Source organism: Pseudomonas sp. zfem003 (genome assembly GCF_032621675.1).
Taxonomy (GTDB): domain Bacteria; phylum Pseudomonadota; class Gammaproteobacteria; order Pseudomonadales; family Pseudomonadaceae; genus Metapseudomonas; species Metapseudomonas otitidis.
Genome location: NZ_JAVYJG010000002.1, coordinates 187762 through 201675, shown reverse-complemented (window position 1 = coordinate 201675; position 13914 = coordinate 187762). Strand labels below are relative to the sequence as shown.

General features: G+C 66.4%; 10 protein-coding genes. 1 reads left to right on the top strand and 9 read right to left on the bottom strand.

Going from position 1 to position 13914, the window contains the following annotated elements; all coding sequences use genetic code 11:
- Window positions 1–56: 56 nt before the first annotated feature.
- From RTK35_RS04365 to glnE, 9 genes are all read right to left on the bottom strand, one after another.
- Window positions 57–1511, bottom strand: coding sequence for a lipopolysaccharide kinase InaA family protein (locus tag RTK35_RS04365; protein ID WP_316907470.1), 1455 nt, complete (start codon window positions 1509–1511; stop codon window positions 57–59).
- Complete coding sequence (locus RTK35_RS04360; protein WP_279861642.1) at window positions 1508–2254, bottom strand: lipopolysaccharide kinase InaA family protein; 747 nt, start codon at window positions 2252–2254, stop codon at window positions 1508–1510. The genes RTK35_RS04365 and RTK35_RS04360 overlap by 4 nt, the downstream gene beginning before the upstream one ends.
- On the bottom strand, window positions 2251–2985 hold the full coding sequence (locus RTK35_RS04355) for a lipopolysaccharide kinase InaA family protein (RefSeq protein ID WP_316907469.1): 735 nt from the start codon (window positions 2983–2985) through the stop codon (window positions 2251–2253). The genes RTK35_RS04360 and RTK35_RS04355 overlap by 4 nt, the downstream gene beginning before the upstream one ends.
- Window positions 2985–3791: a lipopolysaccharide core heptose(I) kinase RfaP gene (gene rfaP / locus RTK35_RS04350; protein WP_142013806.1), complete on the bottom strand. Its 807-nt coding sequence runs from the start codon at window positions 3789–3791 to the stop codon at window positions 2985–2987. The genes RTK35_RS04355 and rfaP overlap by 1 nt, the downstream gene beginning before the upstream one ends.
- Window positions 3788–4909: a glycosyltransferase family 4 protein gene (locus tag RTK35_RS04345; protein WP_074970661.1), complete on the bottom strand. Its 1122-nt coding sequence runs from the start codon at window positions 4907–4909 to the stop codon at window positions 3788–3790. The genes rfaP and RTK35_RS04345 overlap by 4 nt, the downstream gene beginning before the upstream one ends.
- Window positions 4909–5970 carry a lipopolysaccharide heptosyltransferase I gene (waaC, locus tag RTK35_RS04340; protein WP_316907468.1) on the bottom strand — a complete coding sequence of 354 codons (1062 nt, stop codon included), beginning with the start codon at window positions 5968–5970 and terminating at the stop codon, window positions 4909–4911. Before waaC ends, RTK35_RS04345 begins: the two co-directional genes overlap by 1 nt.
- Window positions 5967–7004 (bottom strand): lipopolysaccharide heptosyltransferase II, encoded by a 1038-nt coding sequence (gene waaF, locus RTK35_RS04335; RefSeq protein WP_316907467.1) that lies wholly within the window; start codon window positions 7002–7004, stop codon window positions 5967–5969. Before waaF ends, waaC begins: the two co-directional genes overlap by 4 nt.
- A 93-nt stretch (window positions 7005–7097) precedes the next feature.
- Window positions 7098–8021 (bottom strand): branched-chain amino acid transaminase, encoded by a 924-nt coding sequence (locus RTK35_RS04330; protein ID WP_044400969.1) that lies wholly within the window; start codon window positions 8019–8021, stop codon window positions 7098–7100.
- Window positions 8022–8074: 53 nt separating this feature from the next.
- Window positions 8075–11023 carry a bifunctional [glutamate--ammonia ligase]-adenylyl-L-tyrosine phosphorylase/[glutamate--ammonia-ligase] adenylyltransferase gene (glnE, locus tag RTK35_RS04325; protein WP_316907466.1) on the bottom strand — a complete coding sequence of 983 codons (2949 nt, stop codon included), beginning with the start codon at window positions 11021–11023 and terminating at the stop codon, window positions 8075–8077.
- 239 nt (window positions 11024–11262) lie between these two features.
- On the opposite strand from glnE, the gene aceE reads away from it, so the two are divergent.
- Window positions 11263–13908, top strand: a complete 2646-nt coding sequence (gene aceE / locus RTK35_RS04320) for a pyruvate dehydrogenase (acetyl-transferring), homodimeric type (RefSeq protein WP_044400963.1) — start codon at window positions 11263–11265, stop codon at window positions 13906–13908.
- Window positions 13909–13914 lie beyond the last annotated feature (6 nt).

The window sequence follows — 13914 nt, the reverse complement described above, 5'->3', positions numbered from 1 at the left end:
GTCGTGACGCCCGGCAAGTTGTCCAGTACACAGCCCCTCGGGGCTCATTCCCAGCTTCAAGCCTCGGGCTTCAAGCTGGCCTTGGGTAAACGTTCATCCAGGTGGCGGTACAGCGCCGAATCCGCCGGCCAGTTGCGCAGGAAGCGCTCGCGATCCCGGGCATAGGCCCTGGCGAAGCCGCGCTCGCTGCCATGTTGCCGGACCGCATCCAGGTCGATCAAAGACCAGTGCCCGTCCTGCCAGAACAGGTTGTGCCCCTTCAGGTCGCCGTGGCTGATGCGCTCGCGGATCAGCGCGGCAAACAGGCGATCCAGGGCTTCCAGCTCGGTTTCCGGCGGCAGCCCCTGGTTCGCACCGTCCGCCTGGGCGTCTCGAAAACGGGCGATTATATCTTGACCCGGCAGATATTCGGTAATCAGGTACGCGCGTCCGCGCAGGCCCAGCCAACGGTGTTCCACCACCGCCAGCGGACGCGGCGTGGCGATGCCGAGGAAAGCCAGGCGATGACCCTCGCGCCAGCTGTGCCAGGCACGGGACGGCCGCCAGAAGCGTTTTAGCCAGTGCAGAAGGTTCTTGATGTTGTAGCGCTTGACCAGCAGCGTCTCGCCGCCTTGCTCCACCCGTGCCACCGTTGCCGCGCCGCCGTCCTTGAAGCGATGACCGGCGGCGATGGCGGCATCCGGCGCAGCCAGCAGCGGCGCCACGCGCGCCTCGGCATCCCGACGAATGGCACGCAGGCCGAACAGCGAGCGCCGGACGCTGAACAGGCTGCATTCGCGGCCGACCTTCTCGAGGAAGTCACGCAGGCGCCAGCGGCGGACCCGGGCGATCTCCTTCTCCAGCATTTCCAGCGGCAAAGCGTGCTCGCCGTTGGCCAGCAGGTAATGCACCAGCAGCTCTTCCAGGTAAGGCGCAAGGGTGGCGGGCAACTGGGCGAAGAACACCCCGAGATTGGCGAGCACCTGCTCGCGGGGCAAGGGTTCGCCCTCGCAGACGGCACGCACGCCGCCGCCATCGATCAGCTTGAGCTGCCCGTCATGCCGGAGGATGTTGTCCAGGTGCAGGTCCTCTTGCACCAGGCCGCGAGCATGCAAGTGGGCGACCAGCTCCAGGGCTTCACCCACGACGCGCTGCTGGCCGTCGGAGAGCAACGGCTCGCCTTCGACCCGGCGCCACTCGTCCCACAGGCTGCTGGCGCCCTCGAGGAACTCGAAAAACAGCCAGCCACCCTGCCCGGGCACCAGCCCGCTTTCCAGCAGGGCCGGAGTCGGCAGGCCCTGGCGCGCCATCAGCTCGGCGCCCTGGCGCTCGCGCTCGAAGTGACGGGCTGCCTTGCCCCCCACCAGCAACTTGGCCAGCACCCGGCGCCCTTTCCACATCGCAGCACCTACATAGCGCTGGCCCGGCAACACACGCAGCAGAGTCTCCAACTGCAGCCGTTCGCCGTTCAGCTCAAGCTGCAGGGGCAAGGCAGGGGAACGCCCCATACCAGCCAGCTCAACGAGCCTCATGCGCGGCTCTCCTTGTCCCGCTGGCGCCGCATCAGGAGCTGTTCCCAATGCTCGACATCGGCGCTGCGCCCCAGGTAGGCAACCAGGAAGTGCCGGATATCAGCGGTGCTCCAGATACGCGCACGGCGCAACAGGGGCTCCAGGTCCTTGACCCGATCGCGACGACCGAACAGCAGCGGACGCGTCTTCTCCAGGTCGATCAGGCACGCCTCGTAGCCTGCAGCACCCGGGCGCAGAAAGATGTGTTTGGGGTAGAAGCAGCCGTGCATCTGCCCGGCTCCGTGCAGCTGGCGCGCCAAGCGGCCGCAGGCATCCAGCAGGGCCTCGCGCTGGCCGGCTTCGACCGCAGGCCATTGGTCGAGCCAGTGGTTGAGTTCCAGCCAACCATCCAGGGCGCGAGTCACCAGGATGGCGCGGCGCTCGCCCGGACGACGGCGCTCGCCAAAGAACGCCGCTTGCAAAGCCGGAATCCCCAGCTCGGTATAACGGCGGATATTGCGGAACTCCCGGGCAAACGTCGGCTCGCCGAAGGGGTGCATCAGGCTGCGGGTCAGGTGGTTGGATTGGCGCTTGAGGTAGTACGCCCGCTCACCCAGCTCCAGACGGAACACGCTGCTCCAGCCGCCGCGCTCGGTATTGGGAAGGTCCACGGCTTCGAGCTTGAGCGCCCACAAGGCATCGAAGTCGGCCAGGCCGTGGGCCTGCAGGCAGGCCAGGTCGTCAGGGGCCACGAAGTCGTTCATTCGCGCCCCTCGAAGTAACCCAGCACACGGCGGACCTGAGCCTTGCCGCTGTGATCCAGGCGCGCGAGCCCACGGTATTGCAGGTAGAAGCGCATCCGCTGAACGCGGGACAGCTTGTACTTGGCCACCTTGTCGAGGCAGGCGAGATCCTTGACGATCCGTCGCTCCAGGAAGCGCCCCCACCAGAAGGCTCCCGTGGGGCAATCGATGAAGAACAGCTTCCCGGCCGGGTCCACCAGCAGGTTTCGCCATTTCAGGTCGTTGTGCGCAAACGCGTGATCGTGGAGGGTCCGGGTCGCCTTGGCCAGTTGCCGGCTGATGCCATCCACCCAGCGCCGGTCGAGCAGACGCGGATCATCGGTGAGCGCCAAGTGCGCCAAGTCCTCGGTGTCCAGCAGCTCCCGAGTGATCAGCGCACCCCGCAGAAAAGCACCACCCCGGCGCTCCATGCCGTAGGCGACGATGGGCGCGGTGGGTATGCCCCACTTGGCGAACCAGCGCAGGTTCTGCCACTCCGCCTTGACCCGGGGCCGCCCGAGGTAGCGACGCAGGCCCTTGCCCGCCCCCCAGTAACGCTTCACGTAATAACGGATGCCGTTACGCTCCAGGCGTACAACTTCGGACAGCGGATCGCTGGTGATGCGCTCCGCCTCCAGGGCAAAGACGCGATCCAGGCTGCCAAAGTCCTCCGCCAGCGCGGCGTAATCGGGGGCCAGTGTCCAAGCCGCCATCAGAGTGCATCTCCATAGCGCTGCTTGCGCGCATAGAGCTTCGCCGCCTTGCGAGCCAGGTGGGCCAGCAGGGGCCGCTCCTGGCGCAAGACCTCGCTCAATGGCCGGTCGAAATAGACCCGCAGGAAGCGAAGCCAGTCATGTCGGGTCAGCCCGATATCCAGGGCCGAGAAATAGAGCGCAGCCAGGTCCTTGTCGCGCCAGCGGCGCGGCAGGCTCGGACGGACCTGGGCGCGGTGCAGGTCGATGACCGACAGGCGGAAGTCGCTCGGGGTCACCGGCCGGTCGGTGTGCAGCAGGAAGTGGCAGATGTAGCAGTCGCGGTGGTTGACGCCCGCGCGGTGCATCTCACGCACCATTCGCGCCACCTCGTCGATCAGCGCGCGCTTGAGCGCCAGGGGCGGCGGGTTGCGCGGCCAGTCGAGGGAGAAGTCCTCAAGGCTGACGGTCGGCGCCAGTTCCTCGGTGATGATGAAGGAGTGCTGCTGGGCCGGGTTGTCGCCGCGCTCGCCGAAAGCAACGGCGGTCATGGTCGGCACGCCCACCTCCTGCAGGCGATGGATCGCCCGCCACTCCTGGCCGGCGCCGAGCACCGGCAGCTTGGCGGTCACCAGGTTCTTGAGGATTTCGCCCCAGCCGATGCCGCGATGGATCTTGACGAAGTAGCCCCGCCCGTCGACCTCGGTACGCAGCGTGCGGCGGCCATCCAGCTCGCGATAGACCTGGCCCTGCAGGGCCTCTACCGCTTCGAAGGCGTCACGCCCGCGCCACAGCTGTTCGAAAGGCGCCCTCAGTTCCAGCTTCATGGACGCTCCTGGAGAATCAGGTCGGCCGCCCGCTGGGGCATGCTGTACAGGTCGGCATGATCGGCGAAGGCCAGGCCATTGGCCGACCAACGCTGGCGCGCCGCGTCGTCGGTGAGCATCTCGGCGAGCATGCGATTGAGGGTGTCCTGCTCGAAGGGACTGGGCACCACACGGCCGGCCTCGGCCTCATCGATGTAGTGGGCATAGCCACAGACGTCGGTGACCAGTACCGGCAGGCCGGCCACCAGCGCCTCCAGCAGCACCGTGCCGGTGTTCTCGTTGTAGGCAGGGTGGATAAGCAGGTCGGCACCCAGCAGGAAGCGCGGGATGTCGCTACGCCCCTTGAGGATGTCCACCTGGTCGGAAATGCCCAGGGCCTTCACCTGCAGCAGGAACGGCTTGGGGTCGTCCTGGCCGATGACGATCAGCCGGGTGCGCTTGCGCAGCTCCCGCGGCAGGGACGCCAGCGCCTTGAGGGAGCGGTCCAGCCCCTTGGTCTTGAACCCGGAGCCGATCTGCACCAGCAGCCGGTCGTCGTCGGACAGCTTGAACTCCCGGCGGAACTCGGCCCGAATGTCCGCCGCGTTGGCCGGAGCACGACGGTCACTGGCAATGCCCGGTGGCAGCAGGTGGAAGCGCGACGCCGGGGTGGCGTAGTGCTTCACGAACAGCGGCTGCTGCACTTCGGAAATCATCAGCACGTCGGTCTTCGACTCGGGGGCGAACACGGCGCGCTCGTAGTCGGAGAAGTGCTTGTAGCGCCCCCAGCGACGGTACAGGCCGTTGCGCAGGGTCTGCGCCTTGTCCTCGAAGCAGGGGTCGGCGGCGTAGTAGACGTCCAGCCCGGGCATCTTGTTGAAGCCGATCACCCGCTCCACCGGCTGGCGCGCCAGGTCGGCCTCGACCCAGGCGGTGAATTTCTCGTTGCGCTTGTGGTTGAACAGCGCCTTCACCGGCGCGACCCGCACGTCAAAGCCGTCCGGCACGTCGCCTTCCCAGATCATGGTGTAGACGCGGATGGCGTGGCCACGGCGCTGGCATTCCTGGGCGATGCGCATGAAGTCGCGCTGCAGGCCGCCGAAGGGGAAGTACTTGTAGAGCACGAAGGCCAGTTGCATCAGTGGGAGTCCTCGGTCAGCAGCAGGGCCTCCAGCTGGGTGGCCACCCGCTGCGGGTTCAGCCGGGTGAAGCACAGAGGCTGCTCGCGCTTGAGGTCGAAGCGACGGCGCTCCTCTTCGCTCGGCTGGTAGGCGCACTGCTTCTTCAGGCAGGGCGCACAGGGGAAGTCGCTGCCCAGGTGGACCTGCGAACGCCCGTAGGCACCGGTGAAGCCCGGGTTGGTCGGGCCATAGAGCGACAGGGTCGGCACATCCAGGGCAGCGGCCAGATGCCCCAGCCCGGTGTCCACGGCCACACAGGCACGCGCGCCGGCGAGCACCTTGGCCATGCCGGCCAGGGACAGGCGCGGCAGTACGGCGGCGCCATCCAGGCCTTCGGCGAGGCGCTCGGCCCTGGCCTTCTCTGCGGCATTGCCCCACGGCAGGCACAGGTTCCAGCCATGCTCGCAGACCCGCTCGGCCAGCTCGCGCCAGTAGGCTTCGGGCCAGTGCTTGGTGTCCCAGGTGGTGCCGTGGAGGAACAGCAGGTAAGGCGTGGCGCCCGGCGCATCGGCCAGTTGCGCGCGATTCAGGCCGTAGTCACCGGTGCTCTGTGGCAGCGGGTAGTCCAGTGCCTTGGCGAACAACTGGCGCACCCGCTCGACGGCGTGTTGCCCCCAGGCGACGGCATGGGGCTGGTCGTAGAAACGCGCGGCGATGGGCTCACGGGCGGACTCGCGATCGAGCCCGGCCACCGGGGCCTTGGCGTAGCGGGTCAGCCAGGCGCTCTTGAACAGCCCCTGGGCGTCGATCACCAGGTCGTAGCGGGTCTCCCGCAGGCGCCGCTTGAAGCGCCCCCACTCACCACTGCGCAGGGTCTGGAACAGGTTCTTGCGCCAGCGGCGGATCGCCACCGGAATGACCTGGGCCACCGCCGGGTGCCAGGCGGGAATCTCGGCGAAGCCTTCCTCCACCACCCAGTCGAACTGGATGCCGGGGATGGCACGTGCCGCATCGGTGATGGCCGGCAGCGTGTGGATCACATCGCCAAGGGAAGAGGTCTTGACCAGCAGAACCCTCATCCGGCGACCTCGATCGGGTCCGCCACCAGGCGCTCGAGGGCTTCGATGACCGGGCGCGGCTTGAGCTGGCGCAGGCAGTTGTAGTGCCCGAAGCGGCAAGTGCGCTCGAAGCAGGGGCTGCACTCCAGCCCCTGGCGAACAATTTCGACGTGCTCGGCCAAAGGCGGCGTGAACTGCGGCGAGGTGGAGCCGTACACGGCCACCAGCGGGCGGTTCAGGGCGGCGGCGACGTGCATCAGGCCGGAGTCGTTGGAGACCACCGCCTCGGCACAGGAAAGCAGGTCGATGGCTTCGGCCAGGCTGGTCTGCCCGGCCAGGTTGACCACCTCTTCCCGCAGGCCGGGAATGAGGCGCATGCGGATGTCTTCGCCGCCGGGGTGGTCATTCTTCGAGCCGAACAGCCACACCTGCCAACCGGCGCGGATCTTCACTTCCGCCACCTTGGCATAGTGCTCGGCCGGCCAGCGCTTGGCCTCACCGAACTCGGCACCGGGGCACAGGGCCAGGACCGGACGATCCAGTCCCAGGCCGAAGCGGCCGAGGGCGGCGTCGCGGCTCTGCGCCTCGATGCGCAGGGACGGGCGTGGATACGGCTGGGGCAGCTCGGCACCGGGCTCGAATGCCAGCGCCATGAAGCGCTCGATCATCAGCGGGTAACGGGCCTTGTCCAGCGTACGGATGTCATTGAGCAGGCCGTAGCGCATCTCGCCCTTCCAGCCCGTGCGCTTGGGTATCCCGGCGAAGAACGGCACCAAAGCCGACTTCAGCGAGTTGGGCAGCAGGATGGCCTGGTCGTACTGGCCAGCCAGGGTTTTGCCGATGCGCCGGCGGGTGGCGAGTTCGAGCACGCCATGCCCGAGCGGGAAGCTCAGCGCCTGGCGGACTTCCGGCATGCGCTCGAGGATGGGGCGGCTCCACTCGGGGGCCAGAACGTCGATCTCGCAGTCAACAGGGCGCGCCTTCAGACACTGGAAGAGCGTCTGGGCCATCACCATGTCACCGACCCACGAGGGGCCTACGATCAGAATTTTCATAAGCGGGCAGCTTCACGCCTCAAGCGACAAGCCGCAAGCTCCAAGCGGTCGCCCACTTGCAGCCTGCGGCTTGCGGTATGCAGCTCAGTCGGATTACTTGACCAGGGTGCGCCATTCACCGTGGGCGGCAGTCTTGCCGGTCACCAGGTCGAAGTAGGCCTTCTGCAGTTTCTCGGTCACCGGGCCGCGACGGCCGGCACCGATCTGGCGGCCATCGACTTCACGGATCGGGGTCACTTCGGCGGCGGTACCGGTGAAGAAGGCCTCGTCGGCGATATACACCTCGTCGCGGGTGATGCGCTTCTCGACCACCTTGATGCCCAGCTCGCCGGCCAGGGTCAGGACGGTGTTGCGGGTGATGCCGTTGAGGCAGGAGGTCACTTCCGGGGTGTACACCACGCCGTCCTTGACCAGGAAGATGTTCTCGCCCGAGCCCTCGGCCACGTAGCCTTCCGGGTCCAGCAGCATGGCCTCGTCGGCGCCACCGGAGATGGCTTCCTGCAGGGCCAGCATGGAGTTGATGTAGTTGCCGTTGGCCTTGGCGCGGGTCATTGCGATGTTGACGTGGTGACGGGTGTAGGAGCTGGTGCGCACCTTGATACCCGCTTCCAGCGCGGCTTCGCCCATGTAGGCGCCCCAGTGCCAGGCGGCGACGATGACGTGCACCTTCAGGCCAGAGGCGCGCAGGCCCATGCCTTCGCTGCCGAAGAACACCATGGGGCGCAGGTAGGCGCTTTCCAGGCCGTTCTCGCGGACGGCGGCGCGCTGGGCTTCATTGATCTCCTCCTTGGTGAAGGGGATCTGCATGTTGAAGATGTGGGCGGAGTCGAACAGGCGGTCGGTGTGGGCCTGCAGGCGGAAGATGGCGGTGCCGTCCGGGGTGTTGTAGGCGCGTACGCCTTCGAACACGCCCATGCCGTAGTGCAGGGTGTGGGTCAGGACGTGGGTGGTCGCATCGCGCCACGGCACCAGTTCACCGTCATACCAGATCACGCCATCACGGTCGGCCATCGACATATTGCCAGCTCCTCAAGAGTTCGATTGATTCAGCACGGCGAGTGGGCAGGCAGTTAGCTCAAGCCCAACTCGCGCCAGATCCGCATCACGCCGTGGCGTTCCGCCTGGAACTGGTCCCCACTCACCACGCCGGGCTGCTTCTGCAGGGCCAGGCGATGCGCTGCGGAACGATAGGCCTTGTAGGCCTCCTGCAGCAGGCTGACGGTCTCGGCGGTCAGCAGTCCCACCGCGCCGAGACCATCCAGAATGCGGATGTTGTCGGTGTAGCGAACCAGCTCTGGATGCCGTCGCGACCAGGCGAGGGCCGCATATTGCACCATAAATTCGATATCGACGATACCGCCGGCGTCCTGCTTCAGATCGAACGGCGATGCGGCTTCGAAGGCGTTCTCGCCGGTGCCGGCAGCGGTCGAGCGACTGCCCAGGCTGTCGCGCATCTTGGCGCGCATCTCGCTCACTTCGCGGCGCAGGGTGTCGATGTCGCGCTCGCGCCCGAGCACCGCCAGGCGGACCGCTTCGAAGGCCGACGCCACGCGCGGGCAGCCCACCAGCACCCGCGCCCGAACCAGGGCCTGGTGCTCCCAGGTCCAGGCCTCGCTCTCCTGGTAGCGCTGGAAGGCGCCCAGTGAACTCACCAGCAGCCCTGCCGCGCCGGAGGGACGCAGGCGCATGTCCACTTCGTACAGGTCGCCGGAGGTGGTCTGGGTGGTCAGCAGGTGGATGATGCGCTGCCCCAGGCGGGTGAAGAACTGCGCGCCGTCGATGGGCTTGGCACCGTCGGTCTCGGCCTGGGGATCGCCGTCGTGGATGAACACCAGGTCCAGGTCGGAGCCGTGACCGAACTCGAGCCCGCCGACCTTGCCGTAGCCAACGATGATGAAGTCCGGGTCGCAGGCCGAGCCATCGGCCCGGCGCGCCGTGCCGTGGCGCGCCACGGTGTGGCGCCAGGCCAGGGCCAGCACCTGGTCGAGGATCGCCTCAGCCAGCCAGGTCAGGTAGTCGCTCACCTTCATCAAGGGCAACGTGCCGGCGATTTCCGAAGCTGCGACCCGCAGGCTGTGGGCCAGCTTGAAGTGCCGCAGCGCTTCCATCTGCTGCTCCAGGTCGTCTTCCGGAATCCGCGTCAGGCGCTCACGCAGCTCGGCCGCCAGTTCGGGTGCCAGCGGCGGGTGATAGAGACGCCCTTCGTTCAGCAGTTCGTCCAGCAGCAGCGGGTAGCGGGCGATCTGCTCGGCGATCCAGGGGCTGGCGGCGCAGAGGGTGATCAGGCGTTCCAGGGCGCCCGGGTTCTCGGTCAAGAGGACCAGGTAGGCAGAGCGGCGCGCGACCTTTTCCACCAGCGGCAGTACTCGCTCCAGCACCAGGTCGGGGGTGGCATGCTCGACGGTCATTGCCAGCAGCCGGGGAATGAAGGCATCCATCCGCTCGCGCCCCAGGCGCTGCATGGCACGCAGTTGGGGGCCGTTGCGCAGGTCGGTGAGGCGCTTGAAGGCAGCCGGGGCATCGCGAAAGCCCGCCTCCTCCAGTTGGCGCTCGGCGCTTTCAGGGTCCAGAGCCTCTTCCCAGAGCGGCAGCCATTCGGCACCGATGCAGGCTTCACCGACACCGCCAGCCTCGTCCTCATCGGGATCGGCAATCACCTGCTGGAAATGCCACTCCACCCGGCCCCGCCAGTACATCAGGCGCTCATGGAATGCCGCCCAGTCGTCGAAGCCCATGATGAAGGCAACGCGTGCGCGGTCCAGCTCGTCGTCCGGCAGCATCTGGGTCTGGCGGTCAGCGATGGCCTGCAGGGCGTGCTCGGTGTAGCGCAGGAAGGCATAGCCTTCGCGCAACTCATCGACCACCTTGCCGGGCAGGTAGCCCTGGCCCGCGAGTGTGGCCAGGACCTTCAGCAGCGGACGCTGCTGCAGGCTGAGGTCGCGCCCGCCATGGATGAGCTGGAAAGCCTGGGCGATGAACTCCACCTCGCGGATGCCACCCGAGCCGAGCTTGACGTTCTCGGTCATGCCCTTGCGGCGGACTTCCTGCTGGATCAGCTGCTTCATCGAGCGCAGCGCCTCGATGGCGGAGAAGTCCAGGTAGCGGCGGTAGACGAACGGCCGCAGCATTTCCAGCAGTTGCGCCCCCGCAACAGGGTCGCCCCCCACCACACGGGCCTTGATCATCGCGTAGCGCTCCCAGTCCCGCCCCTGGTCCTGGTAGTACTGCTCCAGCGCATTGAAGCTGAGCACCAGCGCGCCGGAGGAACCGTAGGGGCGCAGGCGCATGTCGACACGGAACACGAACCCATCGACGGTGATGGCGTCCAACGCCTTGATCAGGCGCTGCCCGAGGCGGATGAAGAACTCCTGGTTGTCCAGCGCACGGCGCGCGCCTTCCGTCTCGCCGCCCTCCGGGTAGCCGAAGATCAGGTCGATGTCGGAGGACAGGTTCAGCTCATGCGCCCCCAGCTTGCCCATGCCCAGGATGACCATGTGCTGCGGCTGCCCCGACCGTCGGCCCATGGGCGTACCGAACTGGGCGCAGTGGCGCGGGTAGAGCCAGTGGTAGGCGCGATCGATACAGGCGTCGGCGAGGTCGGAGAGGTCGCGGCAGGTTTCGGCGAGATCGGCCTGGCGAGTCAGGTCGCGCCAGATGATGCGCACCTGCTGCTGGTTGCGAAAACGCCGCAGGCAGCGGCCTAGCGCCTCATCGTCTGCGCAATCGACAAGGAGCGCATCGATTTTTGTACACAATTCGCCTGATTCGAGTGTACATTCAAGCCCGCCCGACTCCACCAACTGCACCAGCAGGGCCGGATCGCGACGCACCTGTTCAGCCACGAAGTCACTGGCTGCACAGACCCGGCGAAACGCCTCCCAGCGTGCCTCGGGCCACCGCTCGAAGGTCGCGCGCAGTGACTCGGGGAGGTGCTCGAGCCCGGCAAGAAAGCTGGTGCGGGCGCGCTCGGCAAGGGGTTGCAGCAGGTGGGGCAGGGCGACAAGCGGGGGCAGGCTCATGGTCTATCCTGTGATCGGCGCGCGCCGGGCCTCGGTTCCAGAGGCCTCGCATCGTGGATCTGTAGTTTTACTACGAAAGATTGTGCCCAGAGAGCTGAATCCGCCGTCGATTTGTAGTAAAACTACACAAGGCCGGTTCGACCCCCCGGTTAATCCAAGAATTAGCTTCTGCCTGCCCAAAAGGCCGGCAGTGAACATAGGCATCCGATTCTGGAAGCCTTTCCGCCCTGGAGCAAGCCATGCAAGACCTCGATACCGTCGAAACCCAGGAATGGCTGGACGCCCTGGAGTCCGTACTCGACAAAGAAGGTGAAGACCGCGCGCACTACCTGCTGACCCGCATGGGTGAGCTGGCCGCCCGCAGCGGCACCAAGCTGCCCTACTCCACGACTACGCCGTACCGCAACACCATCCCGGTCTCCCACGAAGCACGCATGCCGGGTGACCTGTTCATGGAGCGCCGCATTCGCTCCCTGGTGCGCTGGAACGCACTGGCGATGGTGATGCGTACCAACCTCGAAGACCCGGACCTGGGCGGCCACATCTCCAGCTTCGCCTCCTCGGCGACCCTCTACGATATCGGCTTCAACTACTTCTTCCAGGCTCCCACCGAGGAGCACGGCGGCGACCTGATCTTCTACCAGGGCCACGCCAGCCCCGGCATCTACGCCCGCGCCTTCATGGAAGGCCGCCTGAGCGAAGAACAGATGCAGAACTTCCGTCGCGAAGTCGACGGCAAGGGCCTCTCCTCCTACCCGCACCCGTGGCTGATGCCGGACTTCTGGCAGTTCCCCACCGTGTCCATGGGCCTCGGCCCCATCCAGGCGATCTACCAGGCCCGCTTCATGAAGTACCTGGAAGCCCGCGGCTTCATCCCCGCTGGCAAGCAGAAGGTCTGGTGCTTCATGGGCGACGGCGAGTGCGACGAGCCCGAATCCCTCGGCGCCATCTCCCTGGCCGGCCGCGAGAAGCTGGACAACCTGATCTTCGTCATCAACTGCAACCTGCAGCGCCTCGACGGCCCGGTTCGCGGCAACGGCAAGATCATCCAGGAACTCGAAGGCGTGTTCCGTGGCGCCCAGTGGAACGTCAACAAGGTTGTCTGGGGTCGCTTCTGGGACCCGCTGTTCGCCAAGGACAAGGACGGCTCCCTGCAGCGCCGCATGGACGAAGTGGTCGACGGCGAATACCAGAACTACAAGGCGAAGGACGGTGCGTACGTCCGCGAGAATTTCTTTAACAGCCCCGAACTCAAGGAAATGGTCCAGGACCTTTCCGACGACGAGATCTGGAAGCTGAACCGTGGCGGCCACGACCCGTACAAGGTCTACGCGGCCTACCACCAGGCCGTGAACCACACCGGCCAGCCCACCGTCATCCTTGCCAAGACCATCAAGGGCTATGGCACCGGTGCCGGCGAAGCGCAGAACACCGCCCACAACACCAAGAAGGTGGACGTGGACAGCCTGCGCCAGTTCCGCGACCGCTTCGACATCCCGGTCCGCGACGAAGACCTGGAAAAACTGCCCTTCGTACGCCCCGAGCCGGGCAGCGCCGAGCACAAGTACCTGCATGAGCGCCGTGCCGCACTGGGTGGCTACGTGCCCCAGCGCCGCGCCAACAGCTTCAGCATCCCGACCCCGCCGCTGGATACCCTCAAGGCCATCCTCGACGGCACCGGCGACCGTGAGATCTCCACCACCATGGCCTTCGTGCGCATCCTCGCGCAGCTGGTCAAGGACAAGGAACTCGGCCAGCGCATCGTCCCCATCATCCCGGACGAAGCCCGTACCTTCGGTATGGAAGGCATGTTCCGCCAGCTGGGCATCTACTCCTCCGTCGGCCAGCTCTACGAGCCCGTCGATAAGGACCAGGTGATGTTCTACAAGGAGGACAAGAAGGGCCAGATCCTCGAAGAGGGCATCAACGAGGCGGGCGCCATGTCCTCGTTCATCGCGGCCGGTACCTCCTACAGCAACCACAACCAGCCGATGCTGCCGTTCTACATCTTCTATTCGATGTTCGGCTTCCAGCGCATCGGCGACCTGGCCTGGGCGGCCGGCGACAGCCGTGCCCGTGGCTTCCTGATCGGCGGCACCTCCGGCCGGACCACCCTCAACGGCGAAGGCCTGCAGCACGAGGACGGTCACAGCCACATCATGGCGGCCACCATCCCCAACTGCCGCACCTACGACCCCACCTACGGCTACGAGCTGGCGGTGATCGTGCGTGAAGGCATCCGCCAGATGACCGAAGAACAGCAGAACGTCTTCTACTACATCACCGTGATGAACGAGGCCTACCAGCAGCCCGCGCTGCCCGAAGGCACCGAGGAAGGCATCATCAAGGGCATGTACCTCCTCGAAGAGGACAAGAAGGAAGCCGCGCACCACGTGCAGCTGCTGGGCTCCGGCACCATCCTGCGCGAAGTCCGCGAAGCCGCGAAGATCCTGCGTGACGAGTACAACGTCGCCGCTGACGTCTGGAGCGTCACCAGCTTCAACGAACTGCGTCGCGACGGCCTGGCCGTGGAGCGTCGCAACCGCCTGCACCCGGAGCAGAAGCCGCAGCAGACCTACGTCGAGCAGTGCCTGACCGGCCGCAAAGGCCCGGTCGTCGCCTCCACCGACTACATGAAGCTGTTCGCCGACCAGATCCGCCAGTGGGTCCCGAGCAAGGAATACAAGGTGCTCGGCACCGACGGCTTCGGCCGCAGCGACAGCCGCAAGAAGCTGCGCCACTTCTTCGAAGTGGACCGCTATTGGGTTGTGCTGGCCGCCCTGGAAGCCCTGGCAGACCGTGGCGAGATCGAACCGCGCGTAGTGGCCGAGGCCATCGCCAAGTTCGGCATCGACCCCGAAAAACGTAACCCGCTGGACTGCTAAGGAGCG

Coding starts and splice junctions, on each gene's coding strand:
- RTK35_RS04365 (WP_316907470.1), bottom strand. CDS start 1,511: ATGAGGCTCGTTGAGCTGGCTGGTATGGGGCGTTCCCCTGCCTTGCCC.
- RTK35_RS04360 (WP_279861642.1), bottom strand. CDS start 2,254: ATGAACGACTTCGTGGCCCCTGACGACCTGGCCTGCCTGCAGGCCCAC.
- RTK35_RS04355 (WP_316907469.1), bottom strand. CDS start 2,985: ATGGCGGCTTGGACACTGGCCCCCGATTACGCCGCGCTGGCGGAGGAC.
- rfaP (WP_142013806.1), bottom strand. CDS start 3,791: ATGAAGCTGGAACTGAGGGCGCCTTTCGAACAGCTGTGGCGCGGGCGT.
- RTK35_RS04345 (WP_074970661.1), bottom strand. CDS start 4,909: ATGCAACTGGCCTTCGTGCTCTACAAGTACTTCCCCTTCGGCGGCCTG.
- waaC (WP_316907468.1), bottom strand. CDS start 5,970: ATGAGGGTTCTGCTGGTCAAGACCTCTTCCCTTGGCGATGTGATCCAC.
- waaF (WP_316907467.1), bottom strand. CDS start 7,004: ATGAAAATTCTGATCGTAGGCCCCTCGTGGGTCGGTGACATGGTGATG.
- RTK35_RS04330 (WP_044400969.1), bottom strand. CDS start 8,021: ATGTCGATGGCCGACCGTGATGGCGTGATCTGGTATGACGGTGAACTG.
- glnE (WP_316907466.1), bottom strand. CDS start 11,023: ATGAGCCTGCCCCCGCTTGTCGCCCTGCCCCACCTGCTGCAACCCCTT.
- aceE (WP_044400963.1), top strand. CDS start 11,263: ATGCAAGACCTCGATACCGTCGAAACCCAGGAATGGCTGGACGCCCTG.